This is a genomic window from Shewanella jiangmenensis (assembly GCF_018596335.1).
Lineage (GTDB): Bacteria > Pseudomonadota > Gammaproteobacteria > Enterobacterales > Shewanellaceae > Shewanella > Shewanella jiangmenensis.
Genome location: NZ_JAHEPS010000007.1, coordinates 116,161 through 139,385, shown reverse-complemented (window position 1 = coordinate 139,385; position 23,225 = coordinate 116,161). Strand labels below are relative to the sequence as shown.

Here is a 23,225-nt window from a genome sequence, read left to right as displayed (position 1 = left end):
GCTTTCCTTGCCTGTGTGGGCGATACCTCCTATGATCTCGCGGTTTTTTCATTCTTGGACGCTGTTATGCTGCAATCACCCTTGTCGTTCTCCCAGGCTGAGCTGGTTATTGGGATCCTGAATATGGTGCTCAATGAAGGCTCGCCGCTGGACAGAGCCTATTCGCGCCACTTTTCCGGCCTCAAACTGCCCGGAGAAGAGTTGGCACGCATTACCACAGTCACGGGTGAGCTTATCCGGCGTCTGAACCTTTTTTGCCATCTTGCTGACACTGAGCCTGCGCGCCTCGAACGTGAAGGTACCCGGCTTATCAACGCCTGGCACATGTTCCATGGCCTGGCGCTGCCCAAAATCCGCTACTCGCTCACCATTGAAGATGAGGTATTTGCGGCGCGCCTTGATGAGGCCAAAGCCAATCCGCTGCTGTGGGATGGCTGCCCCGAGTGGCTTGATGCCCTCGGCATGCGGGAGCTCGGTGAAAGCTGGCCTGCCGAGCGTGCGGCGCTTAGCCTTGAGCCCAAGCGTTATATCCGCACCAACGCGCTTAAGTGTGACCGAGATGCGCTTGCGGCGCGCCTCGAAGGCGAGGGCGTGACCACAGTGGCTGTCGATGAAGTTAACAGTGCGCTTGAGGTCACCTCTGATTCGGCCCTCTTTCGGACTCAATCTTTTGCCGATGGCTGGTTTGAGCAGCAGGACGCCGGCTCACAAAAGGTAGCAGCGGCCCTTGATGTGAAACCCGGGATGCGGGTGATTGATGCCTGCGCCGGTGCCGGCGGTAAAACCCTGCACCTTGCGGCCATGATGGCGGGCAAGGGCAGGTTGCTTGCCATGGACGTGGAGCAGTGGAAACTCGATAACCTCAAGGAGCGTGCCCGCCGCGCCGGTGCCCATAACGTCGAGACCCGGCTTATCACAGGCTCCAAGACCATCAAGCGTCTAAAGCTTTCTGCCGACAGAGTGCTGCTGGATGTGCCATGCTCCGGCCTTGGGGTGCTTAAGCGCAATCCGGATGCCAAGTGGCGCGATACCGAAGAGCGTCTGCCGGTGCTGATGGAGCTGCAGGCCCACATTCTTGGCAGTTACAGCCGCATGGTGAAAGTAGGAGGTATACTGGTGTATGCGACCTGCTCCATTATGCCCTGTGAAAATCGCGGTCAGGTCGATGCATTTTTAGCGGCTAACCCCAATTTCCGCTTGCTGGAAGATGACAATATCACCCCGGCGGGCAGTGGCTTTGATGGTTTTTATCTGGCGCGCCTGGAGCGCATCGCCGAGTAACGCCATCAGACCAAGGTATGGTTGCCAATACTGTTTGCTGATTGTATACAGGGACGACATCGCCACCGAAGGAGTGACGGATGAGCAAAGAGTGGGAAGGACGCGGATTTGAAGTGTCCGGTTATGGCGGCATTCTGGCCATGGTGCTGGAGCACAGGCCATTGCCGGCTATCCTGCGGGCGCTTACCGAGCTGATTGAAGCTCAGACCCAGGGCGTTGCCGCATCCATTCTGCTGCTCAGTGAAGATGGCAAGCGGCTGCTGACCGGCGCCGCGCCAAACCTGCCGGCCGAATTCAACCGCATTGTTCATGGGGTAGAAATCGGCCTTGGGGTGGGCTCCTGTGGCAGCGCGGCCTTTCTTGGCGAGCGGGTGGTGGTGGACGATATCGCCACCCATCCCTATTGGTTGCCCTACAACGCAATTCCCCTGGCCCATGGCCTTAAATCCTGCTGGTCTGAACCTATCAAAGACAGCGCCGGTAAGGTTATCGGCACCTTTGCCCTGTATCACGACCGGATAAAACTGCCCGGCGATAATGAGCTTGCGCTTATCTCCCAGGCCGGCAAGCTTGCGGCGCTCGCAATTGAGCGCAGCCGCGATCAGCGTTATCAGCAGCTGGTGGCGCGGATTTTCAACAATATGCCGATGGCACTTGCGATTACCGACGACAAGTGGCAAATCCTCTATAAAAACCCCGCGTTCAAGGCCTGGTTCAGCGCCGAACTCAGCAGCTTCGATCCGGCGCTGATATTCGATGATTGCCCTGACGACGCCTTGGCCGAGCTTATTGAACAACTCGGCCGTGGCCGCAGTTTTAATGGCGAGTGCGTGGTATCCCAGCGTGGTCAGCAGCGCCATCTGGATATTCTGGTCACGCCGGTGGCCGATCCCCAGGGCAACGGTGCCATGTACGGCTGGCTGATGAATGACACCACTGAGCGGCGACTTGCCGCTGATGTGATTGAATATCAAGCCAATTACGACTCGCTTACCGGCCTTGCCAATCGGTTTTTGCTGGCCTCATCCCTTGAGCGGGCCTGTGAAAGCGCGGCGCCTTATTGGCTGCTGCTGATGGATCTTGACCGCTTTAAACAAATCAACGACAGCTTTGGCCACCATGTTGGCGATGCCGTTCTGCGTCTTGCGGCCGCAAGGTTACAGGCGCAGCTGCCCGAAGGGGCGCTGCTTTCAAGGGTCGGCGGCGATGAGTTTGCGCTGTACCTACCCGTTTATGATGCTGATAAAGTGCAGGCTAACGGGCAGGATGACTGCGAGATAAGCTTCGCCGAGTCCTTGTCTTCAACCCTCGTCAAGGCGATGTCACAGCCTTTTGATATTGAGGGGCGGCGCATTCACAGCGGCATCAGTCTCGGCGCGGTGCGCTTTCCCGACGATGGCACAACCCCCGACAGCCTGTTTCTTGCCGCCGATCAGGCCATGTACAACGCCAAGGGTAGCGGCCGCAATACCTGGCGCCGTTTCACCCCTGCCATGGCCAAAGGTGCGGCGCGCACCGCAACCTTAACCTCGGCGCTCAAGGATGCGCTGGCAAACGATGCGCTGCAGCTGGTGTATCAGCCGATAGTGGATTTGAACAGCGAGCGGATAGTGGCCGCCGAAGCGCTGCTGCGCTGGGAGCACATGGGGGAAGCGATTTCACCCCAGGAGTTTATTCCGCTTGCTGAAAGCGCCGGTTTGATCGGCGCCGTGGGCGAGTGGGTAAGGCAAAAGGCGCTTAAGCTTATCGGGGCACTCTGCGCCGCCAAAACCCCGATAAAGCTCTCGGTCAATGTGTCGAGTTTTGAGCTTCTTAGCGCCTCGCAGCAGCAATCCTTCTGTGGAGGCTTGCTTGCGGAAGATGCCGCGGCGCTGCCCTGGCTTATTCTTGAAATTACTGAGTCGCTGCTGCTTGAAACCAATCCGTCACTGAACGAGACGCTGGCCGCGCTTCGCTGCCGCGGGATTTGGATTGCCATCGATGATTTCGGCACCGGTTACTCATCCCTTGCCTATCTAATTCATTTCCCGCTGGATTGCGTCAAACTCGACAAGTCGTTTATGGCTACCGTGGGCTTGCCCGGCAAGGGCGAGGCACTGACGGAAGCCATCATCAAAATGAGCGCCGCGATGGAGCTGTGCGTTGTTGCAGAAGGGGTTGAGCACGAGGGCCAAGTCGCGTTTTTGCGCCGCCATCAGGTGTCAAAGGCTCAGGGCTTTTTACTGCACCGGCCCATGACTGAAGATGCGCTGCGCGCACTGCTTAGCGCTCAGGGCTAAGCAGCATTCCTGCTTTTAGCTACTGCTGCCAGTTCGCTCCAGTTCAATGAGTTCGATTAGTTCGGCTCGCCCTGAAGGGTGGCGATGATACGCCGCTCACCGCCGCGATCGCGATGCTCACCAAGGTAAATGCCCTGCCAGGTGCCAAGGGCAAGCTCCCCCTGACTTATCGGCAGCATCAGGCTGGTGCCAAGCAGGCTTGATTTAAGATGAGCGGGCATATCGTCCGGGCCTTCATAATCGTGGCGATACCAGGGCTCGTTCTCCTGCACTGTGGCATTGAAAAAGGATTCAAAGTCCTGGCGCACAGTCGGATCGGCATTCTCATTCACAGTGAGCGAGGCTGAGGTATGTTGCAGCAGCAAGTGCAGCAGGCCCACCCGGATGTTGGCAAGCTCAGGCAGCGCCCGTTCAATGTCGGCGGTGATGATGTGAAAGCCCCGCGGCTTAGGCGGTAGAATTAGCTGTTTTTGCAACCACATAGGTCCTCCTTTGATGGCTTGGGGCAGTGTAGGGAAGGGATGTCGTGCTTGCAAGCTGCGACAGACGCCGCTTTCGGGTAAAATAGCGCTATTACTGCTGTTAAGGAGTCTGCCATGGCCAAAGCCTGCGCCCGCCATATTCTGGTCAAAACCCGCGAAGAAGCGGAAAAACTCAAAGCCCGCATCGACAAGGGCGAAGATTTTGGCAAGCTTGCCAAGCAATATTCCATTTGCCCATCCAAGCGTCGTAGTGGCGATTTGGGTGAGTTCGGTCCAGGCCAGATGGTGAAAGCCTTTGATGATGTGGTGTTTAAAAAGCCGGTACTGGAAGTCCATGGCCCGGTGAAAACCCGCTTTGGCTTTCATCTTATCCAGACCATCTACCGCAACTAAGCTGCTTTTACTGCCTTGGCCGCCGCGACACTGGACGATCCCGATTACTTTTTGCGCCACTTTGAGCTGCTGTGCGCGGCGCTCGGCCGCTATCGGGATTTGCTAAGTGACGCGGAGCTTAGGCTTATTGAAAGTGGCACGCTGCAACTCGGTCCAAGGCGCTTGCTGATACGGCTCCTGACCCGCCGCGGCCCCTTGTTTCGCATCAGCAAACTTCGCATAAGCAAACTTAGCATCAGCAAGCCCAGTTATGCCGATATTGACGATATCGGCAATGCCATCGAGACCCTTGCCCGCGCCGGGTTTATCCGCCTCGGGAGCGGGCTTGATAGTACACAAATTGGCAGCGCCTTTGAACGTGACAGCGCCGATGGCTATTCCATTAATGATGCCGCCAAAGACGCCGAGCTTGCCAGTCACTGCACAAGGCTTCTTACAAAAGATGAGCTTTTTTCGCTGATAGCAGAGTTATCGGCAACGACTGTCGTTAAGTCGCTCTCCAAGCAGGCGCTGTGCATGCTTGCTGACGAGGAGCGCCTTTGGCCCGCTATCTGGCAGGCGATACGCCATGATGTGCTTTTGCTCGATGCGGCAGCGCCGTTTCGTACCTTGAAATTGCTGTATTTTGGCAACAGCTGGCAGGATTTCAGTGAGTTTGTGGTGGCTGAGCTTGGGCACCGACGCTACGAAAATTACCCGCTCGATAAAAATAACCGCCGCTTTGACAGCCGCGCCGACATTGAGCTTGCACTTGGCTTAAGCGAGATAAGCGAAATCCTGTTGCAGGCATCAGAGCTTGAGGATGCCGCGCTTATCGCGCTCGGTGAGCGCCTTGAAATACTCGATGCCGGGTATCAAAAAGCGCAGGATGCAAATAAGGTATTGCTGTCACTCTGTGCCGGGAACGCCTTGCAGAGCGAGAATGCACCAAGTCTGCAGCCAAAAAGCCCACAGCAAGGCAAGTCAGAGCAAGGCAAGTCAGAGCAAGAAAGCCCGCAGCAAGAAAACTCAGCGACAGAGAGCCTGGCGCGGCACGGGCGAAGTCGCCGGCTTTGGCGGCTTAAATCCCAGCTTGGGCGCGAGTGTGAGCGGCGCGGACTGCATCAAAGGGCGCTTGCACTTTACGAGGGCATCAAGATGGCGCCGGCCCGTGAGCGCTATGCCCGCTGTCTGGATGCCCTTGGCCGACACGATGAAGCCTTTGCGGCTGCGATGGCGCTTTTTGAGTCGCCGCTTTGCGATGAGGAGTACCGCACAAGTCTTGCCATGTTGCCGCGCCTTGCCAAAAAAGCAGGAGAGCAGTTTCAAAAGCCAGCGGTTTTTATGCCCCGCGCCAGCCGGATAGCGCTGCAATTAACACGCCCTGTTAACGCTGAAACCGACACTGGATCTGGTTCTGGTTCTGGTTCGGGCACAGTTCCCGGCTCTCTGCGGCCTATCAAGCTTGAAGCACCGCCTAAGGCTGATGCGCCCCTTAAGGTCGAAGCCCCCCTTAAGGTTGAGCAAATCAGCTGCAACCATTTCAAAAGCCTTGGTTTTGATGCCTTTCATCTTGAAAACGACTTTTGCTGCGGCCTTTTTGGTCTGGCGCTGTGGGATATCATCTTCGCGCCGGTGAAAGGGGCGTTTGATCACCCGTTTCAAACTGCGCCCACCGACATGTACCGCAGCGAGTTTGCTGAGCGGCGCGCTGAGCTTATCTCGCAGCGCCTCGGAAGCCTTGCCAATGGCGACCTTGAAGTGCTCGATGCCCATTTTTGCCAAAAACGTGGTCTTGCCAACGACTGGGTAAACTGGCAGCTGTGGGATGAGGCGCTTTGGCAGCGGCTGCGCCCGTACCTTGATGGCAAGTGGCTTGTATCCCTTATCCGCCATATGCTTGGCAGCCTTAAAGAGCGGCGAAGCGGTTTTGCCGATCTGCTGCTTATCAAGGACAACACACTCAAGTTTGTGGAAGTTAAAGGCCCGGGTGACCGGCTTGCCGCCCATCAAACCGATTGGCTCAAATGGCTGACTGACAGCGGCATGGATGCCAGTGTGCTTTATGTTGAAGATGCCGTGGAGGCTTCAAAAACAGCGAATACCTGAAAAGAAAAGGCGGCAGTGCCTGGCGCTTGAAACCGTCATCTCAATGAGTTGCGATGCTTTTGTTTTCCTTATCTTTGTGGCTTTCCTTGTTTTCTTTTTTCTCTTGGTTCACTCGTTGCTCTTGGCTCACCTGGTTCTCCTGGTGCAGCAGGGTGACAGGGCTTTCTGCAACGCACACGCAGTCACGGCCGGCGTTTTTGGCGCGGTACAGGGCAATGTCGGCGCGTTTAAGCCAGTGGACGGCACTCTCTTCACCGTATCGTGCGGCAAGGCCCATAGAGCAGGTGAGCGGCGCGGCTTTGCCTGCCATGTCCGGCCGAATAATCTGCATCAGGCCTTGGCGCAGGTGCTCGCAGGTCGTCCTGGCATCATCAATATCGCGAAAGATAAGTAAAAACTCCTCACCGCCATAGCGATACGCCTGGGCGGTATTGGGCAGCAGGCCCTGGATAAGCGCGCCAACCTCCTTTAATACTCTGTCGCCCTCCAGATGCCCGGCCACATCGTTTATCCGCTTGAAATGGTCGATATCCACCAGCAAGAGCGCAGCGCCAGGGGCTTCGGGCAGCGCCTCAAGATCGCTGTTGAGCTTTTTGCGGTTATAAAGCCCAGTGAGCGGATCGGTAATCGCAAGGTGCATCAGATTGCTGTGCTGGCTTGAGATGATATAGGCAAAAATGGCGCCGAAAATCACGCAGTTCACCCCAGCCACGCCAAAGCGGACAATCAAATCCATCGGTTCGGTTTGTGCGCCGCACGCCAGTGACAGCGCGCCAAACAGCATCGACAGCACAAAGGCCTCGGTCAGCGGGAACAAAAAGAAATAAATAAAAATGGTGGGAAATACAAAAATAAGCCCGCCATAGCCAATTTCGAGGCTGGTGGCGGCAATGCCAATCGACACCATCAGCAGGGTCACGCGGCGGTTAACATGGCTTGAAATACCATTAAGCTCTTTTAAAAACGACAGCGTCAGCGGCAGCAGCGACAGGCTGTAAATTGCCACCAGCGCCCAGTCGCCCAGATACAGGCGATACGCACAGTAACTGAGCAGGGTTATCATGGCGACCACGTGAAACAGCAAGGCTGCGGGTTTGGGGATGTGGCTGATGCGATGCAAGATGACGTCACCCGTAACTTTAACTTAACCGTTACTATACAAAAGTGTGATGTCAAAAGCTGCAGTTTTCAGTACAAAGTTCTGTAGTTTGGTTGGGCTCTGGATAATGTGTCTGTTAAGTGCTGCTTAAGTGCTGCTTAGGCGATGCGTAAGTGATTTAGGCCCCATGCTCGCAGCTATTAAGCTCGAGTTGGAGCAGCAGCATCTCTTCGCCGCCGGTGACCTGGGTAAAGGGGCTGTGGCAGCACGGGCAGAGCACACTGAGGCCGTTGGCCTCACCCTCAAAGCCGCACTCGTTGCAGCTTAGCATCAAGGGCTCTATCTCCATCTCAAGCACGGCCTCGCGGCACATACCTTCGAGTTTAAAGGTGTCGAACGCGGTGGCAAGCAGGCTTGGCTCAACGCCAGAAAGCGCGCCAAGGCGGATTTTCACCCGGCTGATGGCGCTTGCCTGCTGGCTTTGGGCGTGGCTCTCGCAGCTCTCTATCAGAGCCTGCACTATGGAGAATTCGTGCATCAGCAAATCCTTGGCAACAGCTCACCGGCGGGCAGATCGAGATAACGGCTGCTGCCCCAGGGGGTATTCAGGACCACCTTGCCGGCGGGGCCTGTGAGTCCTTCTACAACTTCACCGACTACCTCACCAACAATGGCCGCCTGCTCGCAGTGGCCAAAGCGCTTAAGTACTTCAAGGGCGCCTTCAGCCTGCGCCTTTGGCAATGCCAGCACAAAGGTGCCTTCGTTGGCCAAATCCAGCGGCTCAAAGCCATAAAGCTCGCAAAGGCCGCGCACTTCATCGGATACAGGCACTGCCGCTTCATCAAGCTGAATGTTAACGCCGGAAGCTGCCGCCCACTCGTTCAGCACAGCGCTGAGGCCGCCGCGGGTGGCATCGCGCATGGCATGAATCTCAAAAGGGTGCACCAGTAATTGCTCGACAGCGCCCCACAAGGTCGCGCAGTCGCTCTCAAGGCGGGATTCAAGCTCAAGGCCTTCGCGGGCCATCAGGATTGCGGCGCCATGGCGACCTATGTCGCCGGAGACAATAATGGCATCGCCGCTTTTAAGTGCCTTTGCCGAAATGCCCGGGCGGATGATGCGGCCAACGCCGCTGGTGTTCAAAAAGAGCCCATCGGCGCAGCCCTTTGGAACCACCTTGGTGTCGCCGCAAACGATTTTGGCGCCGCTTTTTTTAAGCTCTTCGGCCATGCTGTGCACTATGGTTTTTAAGTCATCGAGAGCAAAGCCTTCCTCGATAATGACCCCAAGGCTTAAATACTGTGGTTCTGCACCCATCATGGCCAAATCGTTCACAGTGCCGGCGATGGCGAGCTTGCCGATGTCGCCACCGGCAAAAAACAGTGGTGATACGGTAAAGGAGTCGGTGGTAAAGGCGGTGGGGCCGCACAGATTCAGCAGCGCGGCGTCTTCTTCGTTTCGAAGGATGGCATTATCAAAGGCATTAAAAAACAGCTCGCGAATAAGCTTGTTCATTTCAAGGCCGCCGCCACCGTGAGCGAGTTGTATGTGCTTGACTGACATCGGTAATTCCTTCTTGCGCCTGCTGCTCAGGCCGTTTCCGTTAAGCCCTGATAGCGGTAATAGGCGTTGCAGGCGCCTTCCGAGCTCACCATACAGCTGCCAAGGGGCGTTTGTGGAGTGCAGCCCCGGCCAAACACTTTGCAATCCATGGGGTTGGCAAGACCCCGGAGTATATCGCCGCACTGGCAGGCTTTGTGGTCATCGATTTGCTGCACCGGCAAACGTCCGGCAAAGGCTTTTTCGGCGTCGCGGTGGGCAAAACTGTCTTTGAGTTTCAGTGCCGAGCGGGGGATGGGGCCAAGGCCGCGCCAGCGAAAGCTGTCCCGCACCTCAAGATACTCATCCACCAGCGCCTGAGCGGCGAGGTTGCCTTCTTCGGTGACTGCGCGGCTGTACTGGATATCAACTTGCGCCTCTGCCGAAGCGTCAGCGCGAAGTTTAAGTTGAATAAGCCTCAGGATGGACTCCATCACATCCACCGGCTCAAACCCGCTCACCACCACAGGGGTGCCATGCACCCTGGCGGCGCGCCGATAAATTTTGGCGCCGCTTATCACGCTCACGTGGGCCGGGCCAATAAAGGCATTGACCTTGGTGGCAGGCTCGGCCATCACCGCATCGATGGCGGGCGGCACCAACACATGGTTGATATGAAAGAGTAAATTATCGAGACCCCGCGCTTCGGCCTCTTTGATAAGCACAGCAGTCATCGGGGTGGAGGTTTCAAAACCTATGGCAAAAAACACCACCTGTTTATCCGGATTATCCCGGGCGATGGCAAGGGCATCGAGTGGGTCGTACAGGGGGCGCACATCGGCGCCATTGGCGCGGGCATGGGCAAGGCTGCCTTTGGAGCCCGGCACCCGTATCATGTCGCCGAGGGTCAGCAGAATCACGCCATCGAAACTGGCAAGGGCAATGGCCTGATCGATACGCTCTTTTGGCATCACGCAGACCGGGCAACCCGGGCCGTGGATAAAGCGCACATTTTCAGGCATCAGCCCCAGCAGGCCATATTTCATGATGGTGTGGGTATGGCCGCCGCACACTTCCATGATGTACAAAGGCTCACTGAGCTTTTGGGCCGCTTGATTGATGCTGGATGCCAGCGCCCTGATGGTGGCGGCGTCCCTGAAACCTGCATAAAGGGTCTTTAATGGCAGTGAGTCAGTTTCATTGGTGGTTGAATTACTGCCTGGATCAGACATGATTTTCAGCCTCCAGTTTGGCGGCTATTTCCCTATAAAGCTTGAGACTCTCCAGTGCATCTTCTTTATCAATTTTATTCATCGCAAAGCCGATATGGATAAGCACATAATCGCCAATCTGGATATCTTCGCTGAGAAGATGACGGCTCACTTTACGGCGAACGCCGAGGGTATCGACCGTTATAGCCTGCTCATCCGGGTGCAGGGCAACCACTTCAGAAGGGACTGAGAGGCACATCAGCATTCCTCCGCGGTATGGGTTGAAGCTGCTGAATATGTGGAAGATGCTGATAATGGCGCGGTTTTCACGGCATCAAACCGCGCCTGATGATCGGCCTGAAGCCAGTTGGCAAATTCCTGCATGCCGCGGCCATCTTTTACCGAGATTTCAATCACTGGGCTGTGGGGGTTAAGCGCCATCAGTGCCGCTTTGGCATCTTCAACGGAAAAATCGAAATAGGGCGCCAGATCGCACTTGGTAATAAGCACCAGATCGGCGCGGCGGAACATTACCGGATACTTGGCGATTTTGTCATCGCCTTCGGGGATGGACAGCAGCACTACGCTGCGGTGGGTGCCCACATCGTAACTGGCCGGGCAGACCAGATTACCGACGTTTTCAACAAAGGCGATGCTGCCTTCTTTCTGGTTTAAGCGATGCAGGGCACCGTGCACCATAAAGGCATCGAGGTGGCAGGCGCTGCCGGTTTGGATTTGAATCGCGTCTATACCTTTGGCAATCAGGCGGTCGGCGTCTTTGGAGGTTTCCAGATCCCCTTCAATCACGCCATAGGGGATGGAGGTGTATTCAGAAAGGTGCTCGAGCAGGGTAGTTTTGCCGCTGCCGGGGCTACTCATCAGATTAAAGGCGCTTATCCTGCTCGCTTCAAAATGGCGCCGATTATGGGCTGCTTCCACATCGTTTTTATCAAGAATTTTATGGATAACCGACAAGGTTTTGGCATCGCTCAGCTGCGGGTTTGTGCTGAGGTCTTCATGAGAACTAGTGCTTAGCGCCCCATGGGGCGCCTTGGCGGCGTGTGTATGTTGGGAGGCTTGCATACCGAAGCGTGGCAAAGAGCAGCCGCAGTCCTGGCACATGGTAGGGATCTCCTGTTGGTATTTCTGACAATTTTGCTACTAACTGTTAACCGCCGGTTTGACCTGCATCAGCATTTAGTGAGGGCGGATCAAACTGGCGCAGCTTTCAGGCAAAAATGTGAGCGCCGTACCAAAGTTGCCCAAGGGCAATGCCGCCATCGTTCACCGGCACCTCTCCCCAGGGCAGCACAGTATGGCCTGCGTTGATAAGCTTTTCATAAGTCACATTGGCAAGGGTGCGGCTTTGAAACACGCCGCCGGTGAGCACGATTGGCAGCTTGGGGAATCGTTTGGCGGTATCGGCGATAGCCAGGGCAATGGTGTCGATAAAAGCGGCGGCGAGGGTGTCGCGAGCCGAGGCGAATTCTGCCGCATCTGTGTTGCTTCGGGTCAGTTCAGTCAGCTCGTGCAACATGGCATTCATGAGCGCCGCGCCATTCCAGTGAGTTAGGTTTTTGCTGACGCCAGTCTCTAAGTCAATCTCTACGCCACTCTCTAAGCAAGAGTCTGCATTCGAGCCTGCATTCGACGACAAAAAGGCTGCAAACAGCCGCTGTGTCACTTGGTCCTTGTTTGCTTGAGCCCTTGCTGTTGAATCCGCGATTGTTGAAGCCGTGTTTGTTGAAGCAGCGATTGTTGAAACCGTGCTTGTTGAAAAAGTATTTGTTTGCGCTTCGTTTAGGTTAACCGAATTAGCATTGGCCCGCGCGGCGGCAGCTTCCAGCAGCATACCGGCCTGGCCTTCAAACTGAATCTGATTGCAAAGCCCAAGCAGGGCCGCGACGGCATCAAAAAGCCGCCCCATGGAGGAGCTTTTCAGAACATGGCTACGGGCAGCAACCTTGATGTGATTGCCAAGGGCCGCAGGAGAGAGGTGCGATAAGCACCCAAGGCTTGAGAGTGTCTCGGCGCTCACACTATCGTGCAAAAGCGCTATCACCAGGCGCCAGGGCTCGTGGCTTGCTTTATCGCCCCCTGGCAGCGCAAAGGGCATCAGGCCGCCGAGGCGCTTATAGTCGGTGGCGGTGCAGAGCATGACTTCGCCGCCCCACAGGCTGCCATCATCCCCAAGGCCGGTGCCATCAAAACTGAACCCAAGTACCGGGCCAGTGGTGTTATTCACCGCCATGACCGAGAGCACATGGGCGAAGTGGTGCTGCACTGTGACAAGTTCCCGCGCCTGCACGCCGGTCGCTGTCTCATGCGCCTCAATGGTGTCAGCACTGCCGACATAGCCTCTGGCAGCATAGTCTCTGGCAACATAGTTTCTGGCGAAGCGGCTCGGTGCGTAGTCTGGGTGACTATCGGCAATCACGCTTGTCGGATTAACGTCATAGAGCCTTTTAAAGCTTTGCAGGGTGCGAATGAAGTAGTCTTCGGCCTCGATACTGAAGAGATCGCCAATATGGGGGCTTAAAAACAGGTTATGCCCCACGCCAAAGCCCAACGTGTTTTTTTGCTGCGGGCCGACCGCCATCAGTTGCTGTGACAGCGCCGCGTGTGAGTGCAGCGCCATGGGGGCGTAGCCCCGCGCCATGCGGATAACCTGCAACTGCCCCGCGCACCACTGCACCACGCTATCGTCACAGCCTGAGACAATAGGGCGGTTATGGTCGAGGATATAATCCACTACGCCCGAAAGTTTGCTATGAATATCAGATGCTTCAATAATAATCGGCTCGCCGCTGCGATTGGCACTGGTGGCCACAATCGGTCTGCGAAGAGCGTCTAAAAGCAGCGCATGCAGTGGGGTATAGGGCAAAAATAACCCGATGCGGTCTATTCCCGGCGCAACCGCCTCGGCCAAGGCGGGCGCTACTGCTTTTGCCAAACTGGGTTGCGCTGTGTCTGAAAGCGCCTCGCCAAGATTTGATGTCGGACGAGTGGCCTTTCGCATCACCACAATCGGCCGTTCGCGGGATTCGAGCAGTTGCCATTCTTCCTCTGAGCCCAACGCGAGTGTCTTGGCCATATCCAGGTCGTTTACCATCACTGCCAGCGGCTTGGCCGGACGTACTTTGCGCTCTCTTAAGCGCTCAACCGCGGCCTCGTTGGTGGCATCACACACCAGATGAAAGCCGCCCAGGCCCTTGATGGCAAAGATGGCCCCTTCTTTAATCAAACGTACACACTCATCCATGCAGACATCATTTTGGCTGCTGATAAGGGCGCCGTCGGGTGTGGTGAGGCTAAGACCCGGGCCACAGCGTGGGCAGCTTACCGGCTGGGCGTGATAGCGCCTGTCCAGCGGGTTTTTATACTCGGCTTCGCACTCGGGGCACATGGCGAACTGGGCCATGGAGGTGTGCTTTCTGTCGTAGGGCAAGGCCTTTATCAGAGTGTAGCGCGGGCCGCAGTTGGTGCAATTGGTGAAGGGGTAGCGATAGTGGCGATCGTCGGGATTGTTGATATCCGCCAGACACTCGGGGCACATGCTCTTATCGGGGGACACCACCACCTGCGCCTCGCCGCCTGCCTTACTTTGCTCAATAACAAAGTGGTTTTCATCGAGATCCAATGCATCGTCGGCGAGGATCTCGAAGGCATCGATGCGGGCCAGTGGTGGCGGCGAGGCCCTTAAGCTGGCGATAAAGTCATCGAGCCGGTACTGAGGCCCTTTAAGGCGGATAAACACCCCATCGGCATCGTTGCGTATGCTGCCGCCAAGCCCCAGTTCATGGGCGAGACGAAACACATGGGGGCGAAACCCCACCCCCTGCACTATGCCGGTAATTTGCAGTGCTATGCCGACACTCATTCCCACTCCTTAGCTGGCTGTTGATGCTGGTTCATTGACTGGCATCGGCACTCTGTGCCTCGCGCCCCAGCGCGCCAAAACGCCTTGGTGTCTGGGTGAGCAGGGCGCCGATGGCGAAGATGGCGCCATCGAGATCCCGCTCGGGATTGGTCTCGATAGGGAAGTTCTTTCCCAAACGCAGCCACAGCCGTTTTGCCAGAACCGGATTGGCAAGCTCACTGCCGCTGACATACACACTGCGAATGCCGACATTCAGATCCAGATGTTCAATCCAGTTGGCAAGATAGTCGGCCAGCGAGTCCATCATGGCAAAGGCGAGCTTGGGCTTGTCTTCATCCCCGGCGAGACGAAAACTCATCAGGGTGCCGAGGGTCTTGCACCAGTTAATCGAGCGCAGCGCCTCACCCCGGATCAGCGGATAGTCGATACGGGGAGCGGTTTGACCACGGAATTTCTGTGCCTCACTGATGAGGACGTCACTCAAAAAGGCCACTGAGGGTTTTTCCCGCCCAAGGCCGAGGCCGAGGATGCAGGCACCCATGGCCCACAGCCCCTGCAGGTTGCCGCGCTCCATGGTGGGCGAAAAGCTGATATCCAGCATGGCAAGGCACTCCTGGGGGAAGCTTGCCTTGAATTTTTCAAGCACGGTGCGCTGGGGGCTCTCCATCAGCAGTCGATAGATGTCGTAACCGTTGTCCGGCAGCGGTGTTTGGCTGAAGAACACTTCCTCTTTGCCCTGACCATCCACAGTGGCTATCTCCAGTGGGCCGGCGGTGCCAAGGTAAAGGCTGGCGTGGTGGGCGAGCGCTTTGCCGCTCTTGCCGGTGAGGCCCTTGAGTGAGAGCAGTGCAGGCCCTTTCACCGAGCCTGATGCAGAGTGCTGGTCTTTTCTTAACGACACAGATTGCCCATGGGCCTGAGCGATAACGCCGTTGCTGCTGGCAATGTTGTGCGCCAGCGTTACTCCGGGCGCTAACACCGTGTATTGGGTCGCGCCAGCTGAAGTTAAGGCTTCGCTGATACAGTGCCAGCGACCATCGATGGCGCACAGCTCCGGGGTGCTGTCTGTGTCCTGAATAAAGAGATAATCGATGCCTTTAACGCGCAGCAGCTCACACAGCACCAGCTCGGCGCGGCTCGCAGCAAAACGCACCCGATAACTGGGAGCACAGAGACTGCCATGTTCGGGGATGGGCATCAGCCTGAGTCTGGGTTTTTCGATGCTGGAGAGCGCCAGTACGTCGGCCTCAGAGGCTAGCAAATGACCCGGCAGGCTGTTTGGGTTACACACAAGCAGCGTATCACGCTGGGCGCTGCCCTTAAGGCTGTAGCGCCTGGACTCAAGCGTAGTGGCATCAAGTGTTGTGGTATCGCCACCGATGACGGCTTTGGCCAATACCTTGAGTTCATCCAGCGTCGGCGCTTTTGCGTGCCTTGCCTGAGTCTGCTCGCCGCTATGGTTGAATTGTTCGCCATGGCAATGGGGGCAGACTAAATCCAGTTTGCCAAACTCAGGGCTTTGGTTGTCGCCAAAACGCGGGTAACAGTGACCGCAAAAGGCAAGCTTTGGCGTATCGATGGTATGCGCACTGTCGATTTGGGGCGGCAGCGGCTTATTTGCCTCATCATCAGCAGCACAAACGCGGGCACCCAGCAAAAAACACGACAGCGGAAATGCCTGAGCCAGACTATCGGCAAAGGCACCAAGCTCAGTCTGCTCGCCATGGGCGTGCAGCCAATAACGGTAGCCGCGCTCAAGCTTGCTCGCTCCGGCGTCGAGTGCCAGTGCCTGATATTGGCTATCTGTAATCAGGCTCTGCAGGGTTGCCTGGTAAAAGGGCACCTGCCGCGAGGTATCGAATTCGAATCGAACCGGTTTCACCCCTTGATGGGTATCCAGCGGTTTTACGTCTGGGACTGTATCAGCAGGAGTCGTGGTTATGGCAGACATGGCGTATTGGCCTCACGGTAAATGGCGTCCTGGAACAGGCTTTCTATGGTGTTGTCAGCCACCCTTTGGCTGTTAAAACCAAGGCTGCTCAGGTGGGCAAGCAGCGCTTTTTCCATCACGGGAATGGCGGCGAGTAAGTCCTGAGTCAGTCCAATATGCATAGGCTCGAGCACTGTGGGAGTAACGCCGAGCACAAAGGTTTTGGGCCTGTCCCCAAGCATTTCCATCATGGTGAGGGTTTGCAGCATTTCCACTTCATGGGCGCTGCCTTGCCAGTCGATTTCGGCAGGGGCGGCATCAAAATCAAAGAAATAGACTTCCCCCGGCATCACGCCCGGGGCGTTGACTGTGTCGCAAACAATAAGATGGTCGTATTTGGCAATGATGGGAGTAAGGCCCTGAGCCAGGGTGCCGCCATCAAGAATATCAAGGGAATGCTGTGGGTGAGTAAAACGATAATTTTCAGCGAGATAATTGGCGAAATGCACGCCCACGCCTTCGTCGGCGAACAGGATATTGCCTATTCCGAGTAGCAGGACTTTCATCCTTTCTCCTCCAGTAGCCCGTCAGTGGGCGTCACCAAATGCGGTGTGTACAAGTAGGGTACAGAAACAGCGCCATGCTTATCCTCCCTGGATTAGGCATGGCGCAAGCGGCATCAATGCTTATGGTAGTCGTAGCCGGAGACGATGGAGTCTACCGAGTTGTGTTTGAAGCGAATACCTGTCCACACAGCCATATAAACGTGGATAACCACAAACACAATGAATACCCAGGTAAAGTAGTGATGCCACAGCCGCACTTCGGCGAGGCCACCCATCCAGGCAGTGAGGGTGCTTGCCGTGCCCCACAGCATGCCGCCCATGCCTTCATGGTAAACATTGGCATAAAGTATCAGCCCTGTGATGCAGATTGCGCCGGCAATTACCGAAATCGCAAAGTAGGTCACAAATTGCAGCGGCCCGTACACACCCGCCTTATTGAGTTTACCCATCCAGAGGTAGGACTTAAGTTGGGTTATCCAACTGTTGATGCTTAGCACATCGCGCATGGAGCGCCGCTCGATGTCGTGCTTACTGAAGAAAAACAGATAAGCGCGGGCGAGGGTGACGGCGCACAGCACAAAGCCGAACACCAGATGGCCGAAGCGTACCCAGCCCTGCACCAGTACATCGGTGGAATCGGGCGCGACCAAAAACGGCCAGGCGAGGTAGAAGCCGGTCACCACCAGCACCAAAATCGCCAGCGCTCTTAACCAGTGGAAGATGCGGATGGCGGCGGTGAAGATAAAGGTCCGCTCATATTCATCACCATGTTGCTGGCCAGTGTGATGTGCCGCTGTGCTGCCGCCCCCCAGGGGCGTCTTGACTTGCGTGTTCATACTGCCTCCGTTTCTTTAATACCCTGAAGCGCCATTGGGTGACACCTTGAACTCAGACAGGCTCGCGCCCTTGAAGTCCATCACGTGTACCGAGCATGCCATGCAGGGGTCGAAGGAGTGGATGATGCGAATTACTTCCAGCGGCTTGGCAGGATCTTCAAGCTTGAGGCCAATCAGCGAGGCTTCATAGGGGCCAATCTTGCCGTTGGCATCCTTGGGACCGGCGTTCCAGGTGGTAGGCACCACCGCCTGATAGTTCTCAACCTTACCGCCTTTGATGCGGATCCAGTGACTGAGCATACCGCGCGGCGCCTCAATCATCGCATGACCCACATACTCCTTGGCTGGGTCGATTTCGGGCTTCACGTAAGTGGCTTCATCGGACTGAATGTTGGTTAAAAGCGCATCGAAGGTACGCAGGCCTTCATCGGCCACAATCACGGTTTGCAGCATGCGTGCGGCAGTGCGCCCGAGGGTGGTAAAGAGCGCCTCTACCGGCAGACCTGTGCGGGCGAGCAGAGCATTTACCGCATCCACAACCACCTTGTTGCCACGGGCGTAGCTTACCAAGAGGCTTGAGAGTGGGCCTACTTCCACAGGCTCTCCGTTGTAACGAGGGGATTTCACCCAGGAGTACTTGCCATCACCATCCAGAGTCGGCAGCTTGCCGTAAACTGTGTCGCGCTCCACAAAGCCGGTGTAGTTTGGCACTGTGGTGCCATCGTAGGGGTGCTGCGCCTTGTCGGCACTGTACCAGGCGTGGGTTACGTCCTCGGCAATCAAATCCGGATTAATGTCGCTGACACCGGCCAGATCGCCATTCATTATCACGCCGCCATTGAACATGTACTCGCCGCCGGAGAGCACAAAATCGTCGGTGGCGAGGAAGTTTTTCACATTCACGCCGCCAAGTACCGAAGGTTCAGTGCCAAAGGCTTCGGCCGCCATGACTATATCGGCCTGATAGGCACGCTTGATAAAGTCGGTGACATAAGCATGTTTTTGCTTCCACTCCTGCAAGCGGGCAGGGCTTAACATGTCACGTACCGAGGTTACGCCGCCCACCACCAAAGACTGTGGGTGAGGCTGCTTGCCACCGAAAATGGCCAGCATCTCGGCCGCAACCCGCTGCACTTCCAGCGCTTTTAAGTAGTGAGACAGGGCAATCAGGTTTTGCTCGGGGGTGAACTTATAGGTGCCATTACCCCAGTAGGCGTTGGCGAAGGGGCCGAGCTGGCCTTTTTCCACAAAGCCTTTTACCCGCTCCTGTACAGCGCGAAGCTCGCCTTCACCGGCGGCAATTGGCTTATCAGTGTATTTGAGCGCCACCTGAGCCGCCTTGGCAGGGTCAGCACTGAGCGCAGAGACCACATCGACCCAGTCGAGGCCGTGGAGGTGATAGAAGTGCACTATATGGTCGTGCATATAGAGCGAGGTTTGCATTAATGAGCGCAGGTACTTTGCGTTCAGTGGAATTTTCACCCCGAGGGCGTTTTCCACCGCTTCGGTACCGCAGCGATAGTGGGAATAGGTACAGACGCCGCAAATACGCTGCACAATCAGCCCCACGTCCATGGGGGTACGGCCCTTGAGAATAACCTCGATGCCGCGCCACAGAGTGGAAGAGGACCAGGCGTTCTGAATGACATTGTTCTCATCTACCTCGACCTCGATGCGCAAGTGGCCCTCGATGCGGGTGATGGGGTCGATAACAACACGTTGGCTCATGATTTAGTCCTCTTTGGCCTGGGCAAATACACTGGCAACGGCGTGGGCGCCGATGCCGACCACGGTGGCACCGAGAATGACGGCGCCTATGGTGTCGGCGGTGGCATCAAGCCCATGCAACAGTTGTCTGCCGAGTGGTTTCTCAAAGTCGGCCATGTCGTCCCAGAAGTTGGGCTCGGAGCAGCCCATACAGCCGTGACCGGCGAGCACCGGCCAGCTGGTGTGGTGGTTAAAACGCTCGGTGGGGCAGTTGTTGTAGGTGTAAGGCCCTTTACAGCCCACCTTGTAGAGGCAGTAGCCCTCTTTGGCACCGTGATCGCCAAATTCTTCAACAAATTCACCGGCATCGAAGCGGCCTCGGCGTTCACAATTATCGTGTACCCGAGCGCCGTATGCCCATTTTGGACGGTTGAACATATCAAGCGCCGGCAGTTTGCCGAACATGATGAAGTACATCAGGGTGCCGACAATGTTTTTCTCGCTGGGCGGACAGCCACCGAGGTTAATCACCGGCTTACTGACCACTTCGTGTATGCCCTTGGCGCCTGTGGGGTTGGGGTAGGCGGCCTGCACACCACCGAAGGAGGCGCAGGTACCCACAGATACAATGGCGGCCGCGCCTTCGGCGGCATGCTTGATGATTTCAAGCCCGGTGTGGCCCTTACAACCCACAGTTAAGAAGGCGCCGTTATTGGCGGTGGGGACGGCACCTTCGACGGCAAGCAGGTAGTTGCCTTTGTAGGTTTCCAGCGCGTGCTCGAGGTTTTCCTCGGCCTGCCAGCCGGCGGCGGCCATCAGGGTCTCGTGATATTCGAGGCTGATATGGTCGAAAATCAGGGTATCCAGGTTTGGGGTATCGGCACGCACCAGGGATTCAGAGCAGCCGGTACATTCGGCCATGTGCAGCCAAATGAGCGGCACGCGATCGGCCAGTTCGGCGGCTTCCGCCACCAGATTTGAGAACGGCAGAGGCAGCGCCAGCATGGCGGTAACCGAGGCGCTCCATTTCATAAAATCACGACGGGTAATGCCATGTTGAGCCATCTTGTCAAAGAGGGTCTCCTCGTGGCGCCTTGGCAGGGAACGCAGGGTTTCAAGCCGCTGCTTTCCTTGCTCGTAGAGGGCTGCATGTGTATCCATGGTGATGACCTTTTCTTGTTTTACGTTGTAAACATGCCTTTCGCATGCACGACATTTCAGGAAAAGTGTAGAAAGGGGGGCTGGTCATCATATTGATACACGTCAAGCTTTTACCTGACGTGTGCCCATACAAAGGTCTTACATATCTGCAACATGAGCTGGCTCAAACTTTTGTTGGTGAGGTGGGTCAGAATGTCGCAGGTGTTGGTTTTTACATCGTCCAGCTGTTGGCAGCATATCTCGCATCAGGCGCAAGTACAGCCGCAGCGCTTAAGGCAAGGCATGAGCTGCAGAGCTTATGCCGCGAACTAAACGTTGCTCGGTGATTAAGCGTCGCCAGAGGATAAGTGCCGCCAGAAGATAAGGTTAAGAGATAGCTTAAAAACTTCCCTGATAGTTAATAAATCCTTAAGCTTATGAAAAGACAATTCTGTGCCAATTAGTGAGACCGCAAGAGCACACGCCAGAGAGCCAACCATGAATTTTGCTACATTTTTTGCGCCGCAGTCCCGAATGCAACTGGTCTCCCTGGCCGTGGTGACTTTGCTTATGATGGGGTTTGCCACTCACGCTGTTGCCGCGCCGAGCCTTGAGCATCAGGTGGTGGATGCTGAGGGTAAGGTGTTAAACCTCAGCGATTATCGCGGCAAGGTGGTGTACGTGGATTTTTGGGCCTCCTGGTGCGGCCCGTGCCGAAAATCCTTCCCCTGGATGAATGAGATGCACAGTCGCTACAAGGATAAGGGGCTGGTGGTGCTCGCCATTAATCTTGATACCGACAAAGACGATGCCACAGCGTTCCTTAATGATCTGAAGCCTCAGTTTGTGATTGGCTATGACAGCGAAGGCGAGGTGGCCAGACGTTTTGATTTGCAGGGCATGCCATCAAGCTTTGTGTTTGATAAAACCGGAAAACTCGTTAAAAGCCATGTGGGCTTTTTTACCGAGCGGGCAAGCGAGTATGAAGCTGAGCTTGTAACCTTGCTGGAGCAGCCTCAATGAAGTTCAGAACAATAATCTTTTTCCCAGCGGTGTTGCTACTCCTTGGCGGCTGCACCACACTGCAGCCATGGGAGAAGGGCGAGTTTGCCCGCGAGGATATGCAGCTTGGCGCAGAAGCGACGGACCTTGCCCTCGACGACCATGTGTATTTCAGTAAAGAAGGCGCCAGCGGCGGCAGAGGCTTTGGCGGAGGCGGCTGCGGATGCAACTGATGCCAGCCTCACTGTCTCCAGCCTCACAGCCTAACGAGCCCGTAAATCATGTTGCGGATGAAGTGAATCCGCGTCTTACACAAGCAAAGCCGGATGACTATGTCTCTTCGTCAACTGCTTCAACTTCTTCAACTTCTTCAACTTTTTCAACTTCTTCAACTTCTTCAACTTCGCCTGCGCCGCACAGGCACGGCATTACAGCCGCCATCTGCCTCTCAAGCCTTGCCATGATAAGTTTTGACGCGTCAGCGACCGAAACACCTGCAGTTGGCGCCGCTGATGCGGTAAATGATGCGTTAATTCAAGTGCCTGATAGCGATGATGGCAGTCTGCTCGCACGTCTGATTGATGGCTGGGCAATCGATGCCGCGCTGCTTTGGTATCGTGAAGATGCACGGGTTCAGGCCATCGAAGGCGTGGTATCGGGCACCAAGGCCTTATCCGACAGTGAATCCATTAACGCCAAAATTGTGCTCGACAGCTTGTCCGGCGCATCGGCCTCAGGTGCGGTAGCGCAGCAAAGTGCTCAGACCTTCACCCGCCCTTCGGGCAAGGGCGAATATCAGGTGGCGGCGGGTGACACGCCGCTCGATGACACCTTTCAGGATACGCGGCTGTCGCTCTCTGGCGGCTGGCAGAAGACGCTGGATACCGCGACCAAAGTTAACGCCGGTGTCTATGGCTCAAAAGAGTTTGATTATCTGTCGCTTGGCGTGAATGGCGGTATTGAGTGGGGCTTTTTTAAAGACAACACCACCTTAAGCCTCTCAGGCGCCCTGGGCTACGATCTGTTTGATGCCGTGGGCGGCAGACCCGTGCCCTTAAGCGCTATGGCGATTCGTAAAGACTTTGCCGATGAAGAAGCCTTCTGGCAGGCGTTTGATTCAAGCCGTGAGCGCGGTGTCGGCGATAAACGCATTGGCGAGTTGATGCTCGGCGTCACCCAAATCCTTACCAAATCCACCCTGGTGCAATTCAATTACGGCCTTGGTTATTCAAGCGGTTATCTTAATGATCCTTATAAGCTGGTGTCGGTTTTGGATAGTGGCGGCAACGCAAGTCACTACCTTTATGAGTCGCGGCCGGACAGTCGTCTTAAACAAAGCGCATTCGTGCTCGGCAAAACGGCATTCAGGCAAGGCGTGGCCGAGTATTCCTACCGTTTTACTCTTGATGACTGGGGGCTTGATTCCCACACCCTTGAAGGCCGATATCGCCATTATTTTGCCGGCAAAATGGGGCCTTACGTGCAGCTCCATCTGCGGGCGTATCGCCAACAGGGCGTGGATTTCTTTACCCCGTATCTGTTGCAGGGCGAGCCGGTAGCACCGCACATCAGCGCCGATTATCGCATCGGCGATATGGATACCTGGACCTTGGGCCTTAAAACTGGCTGGCGCCTCAAAGACGGTGATGAGATTGCTCTAAGGCTTGAGTATTACCGCCAGCTGCCAAGTGGTGAGGCATCAAGCCTTGATGGTCTTCAGGGGCTTGATTTGTACCCAGAGCTTAATGCCGCCATGCTGCAGCTTAACTATTCCTGGAACTAATAGTCGTGG

The 23,225-nt window shown here is 56.0% G+C and carries 20 protein-coding genes; 7 read left to right on the top strand and 13 right to left on the bottom strand.

Going from position 1 to position 23,225, the window contains the following annotated elements:
- The first annotated feature begins 66 nt into the window (after nucleotides 1-66).
- On the top strand, nucleotides 67-1,281 hold the full coding sequence (locus tag KJI95_RS16110) for an RsmB/NOP family class I SAM-dependent RNA methyltransferase (protein ID WP_214508210.1): 1,215 nt from the start codon (nucleotides 67-69) through the stop codon (nucleotides 1,279-1,281).
- Nucleotides 1,282-1,361: 80 nt separating this feature from the next.
- On the top strand, nucleotides 1,362-3,560 hold the full coding sequence (locus KJI95_RS16105) for a bifunctional diguanylate cyclase/phosphodiesterase (RefSeq protein WP_214508209.1): 2,199 nt from the start codon (nucleotides 1,362-1,364) through the stop codon (nucleotides 3,558-3,560).
- A gap of 56 nt (nucleotides 3,561-3,616) precedes the next feature.
- On the opposite strand, the gene KJI95_RS16100 is transcribed toward KJI95_RS16105, so the two are convergent.
- Nucleotides 3,617-4,042, bottom strand: a complete 426-nt coding sequence (locus KJI95_RS16100) for a secondary thiamine-phosphate synthase enzyme YjbQ (RefSeq protein WP_214508208.1) — start codon at nucleotides 4,040-4,042, stop codon at nucleotides 3,617-3,619.
- 114 nt (nucleotides 4,043-4,156) lie between these two features.
- Between KJI95_RS16100 and KJI95_RS16095 the strand changes: the two genes are divergently transcribed.
- Nucleotides 4,157-4,435, top strand: coding sequence for a peptidylprolyl isomerase (locus KJI95_RS16095; RefSeq protein WP_214508207.1), 279 nt, complete (start codon nucleotides 4,157-4,159; stop codon nucleotides 4,433-4,435).
- A gap of 15 nt (nucleotides 4,436-4,450) precedes the next feature.
- Nucleotides 4,451-6,523 (top strand): VRR-NUC domain-containing protein, encoded by a 2,073-nt coding sequence (locus tag KJI95_RS16090; RefSeq protein ID WP_214508206.1) that lies wholly within the window; start codon nucleotides 4,451-4,453, stop codon nucleotides 6,521-6,523.
- Between the two features lie 40 nt (nucleotides 6,524-6,563).
- Here the strand turns inward: KJI95_RS16090 and KJI95_RS16085 are convergent, their stop codons facing one another.
- From KJI95_RS16085 to hyaA, 12 genes are all read right to left on the bottom strand, one after another.
- Complete coding sequence (locus KJI95_RS16085; protein WP_214508205.1) at nucleotides 6,564-7,643, bottom strand: GGDEF domain-containing protein; 1,080 nt, start codon at nucleotides 7,641-7,643, stop codon at nucleotides 6,564-6,566.
- Between the two features lie 157 nt (nucleotides 7,644-7,800).
- Nucleotides 7,801-8,160: a hydrogenase maturation nickel metallochaperone HypA gene (hypA, locus tag KJI95_RS16080; protein ID WP_214508204.1), complete on the bottom strand. Its 360-nt coding sequence runs from the start codon at nucleotides 8,158-8,160 to the stop codon at nucleotides 7,801-7,803.
- On the bottom strand, nucleotides 8,160-9,185 hold the full coding sequence (gene hypE, locus KJI95_RS16075) for a hydrogenase expression/formation protein HypE (RefSeq protein WP_214508203.1): 1,026 nt from the start codon (nucleotides 9,183-9,185) through the stop codon (nucleotides 8,160-8,162). Before hypE ends, hypA begins: the two co-directional genes overlap by 1 nt.
- 26 nt (nucleotides 9,186-9,211) lie before the next feature.
- Nucleotides 9,212-10,393, bottom strand: a complete 1,182-nt coding sequence (gene hypD, locus KJI95_RS16070; RefSeq protein WP_214508202.1) for a hydrogenase formation protein HypD — start codon at nucleotides 10,391-10,393, stop codon at nucleotides 9,212-9,214.
- Entirely contained in the window at nucleotides 10,386-10,631 is a 246-nt protein-coding gene (locus tag KJI95_RS16065) for a HypC/HybG/HupF family hydrogenase formation chaperone (protein ID WP_214508201.1), read from the bottom strand. The genes hypD and KJI95_RS16065 overlap by 8 nt, the downstream gene beginning before the upstream one ends.
- Entirely contained in the window at nucleotides 10,631-11,494 is an 864-nt protein-coding gene (hypB, locus tag KJI95_RS16060) for a hydrogenase nickel incorporation protein HypB (RefSeq protein WP_214508200.1), read from the bottom strand. Before hypB ends, KJI95_RS16065 begins: the two co-directional genes overlap by 1 nt.
- A 106-nt stretch (nucleotides 11,495-11,600) precedes the next feature.
- Entirely contained in the window at nucleotides 11,601-14,252 is a 2,652-nt protein-coding gene (gene hypF, locus KJI95_RS16055; protein ID WP_214508199.1) for a carbamoyltransferase HypF, read from the bottom strand.
- Between the two features lie 31 nt (nucleotides 14,253-14,283).
- Nucleotides 14,284-16,203, bottom strand: coding sequence for a NiFe hydrogenase (locus tag KJI95_RS16050; RefSeq protein ID WP_214508198.1), 1,920 nt, complete (start codon nucleotides 16,201-16,203; stop codon nucleotides 14,284-14,286).
- Complete coding sequence (locus KJI95_RS16045; protein WP_214508197.1) at nucleotides 16,191-16,748, bottom strand: HyaD/HybD family hydrogenase maturation endopeptidase; 558 nt, start codon at nucleotides 16,746-16,748, stop codon at nucleotides 16,191-16,193. The genes KJI95_RS16050 and KJI95_RS16045 overlap by 13 nt, the downstream gene beginning before the upstream one ends.
- Nucleotides 16,749-16,861: 113 nt before the next feature.
- Nucleotides 16,862-17,584 (bottom strand): Ni/Fe-hydrogenase, b-type cytochrome subunit, encoded by a 723-nt coding sequence (cybH, locus tag KJI95_RS16040; RefSeq protein ID WP_250885886.1) that lies wholly within the window; start codon nucleotides 17,582-17,584, stop codon nucleotides 16,862-16,864.
- 15 nt (nucleotides 17,585-17,599) lie between these two features.
- The gene (hyaB, locus tag KJI95_RS16035; protein WP_214508196.1) at nucleotides 17,600-19,312 is read right to left on the bottom strand and encodes a nickel-dependent hydrogenase large subunit; all 1,713 of its coding nucleotides are present in this window, start codon (nucleotides 19,310-19,312) and stop codon (nucleotides 17,600-17,602) included.
- A 3-nt stretch (nucleotides 19,313-19,315) separates the two neighbouring features.
- On the bottom strand, nucleotides 19,316-20,452 hold the full coding sequence (hyaA, locus tag KJI95_RS16030) for a nickel-dependent hydrogenase small subunit (RefSeq protein ID WP_214508195.1): 1,137 nt from the start codon (nucleotides 20,450-20,452) through the stop codon (nucleotides 19,316-19,318).
- A 513-nt stretch (nucleotides 20,453-20,965) separates the two neighbouring features.
- Between hyaA and KJI95_RS16025 the strand changes: the two genes are divergently transcribed.
- From KJI95_RS16025 to KJI95_RS16015, 3 genes are all read left to right on the top strand, one after another.
- On the top strand, nucleotides 20,966-21,454 hold the full coding sequence (locus tag KJI95_RS16025) for a TlpA disulfide reductase family protein (RefSeq protein WP_432653811.1): 489 nt from the start codon (nucleotides 20,966-20,968) through the stop codon (nucleotides 21,452-21,454).
- The gene (locus KJI95_RS16020; RefSeq protein WP_214508194.1) at nucleotides 21,451-21,666 is read left to right on the top strand and encodes a DUF4266 domain-containing protein; all 216 of its coding nucleotides are present in this window, start codon (nucleotides 21,451-21,453) and stop codon (nucleotides 21,664-21,666) included. The genes KJI95_RS16025 and KJI95_RS16020 overlap by 4 nt, the downstream gene beginning before the upstream one ends.
- Before the next feature lie 227 nt (nucleotides 21,667-21,893).
- Nucleotides 21,894-23,216 (top strand): DUF3570 domain-containing protein, encoded by a 1,323-nt coding sequence (locus tag KJI95_RS16015; RefSeq protein ID WP_214508193.1) that lies wholly within the window; start codon nucleotides 21,894-21,896, stop codon nucleotides 23,214-23,216.
- Nucleotides 23,217-23,225: the final 9 nt, after the last annotated feature.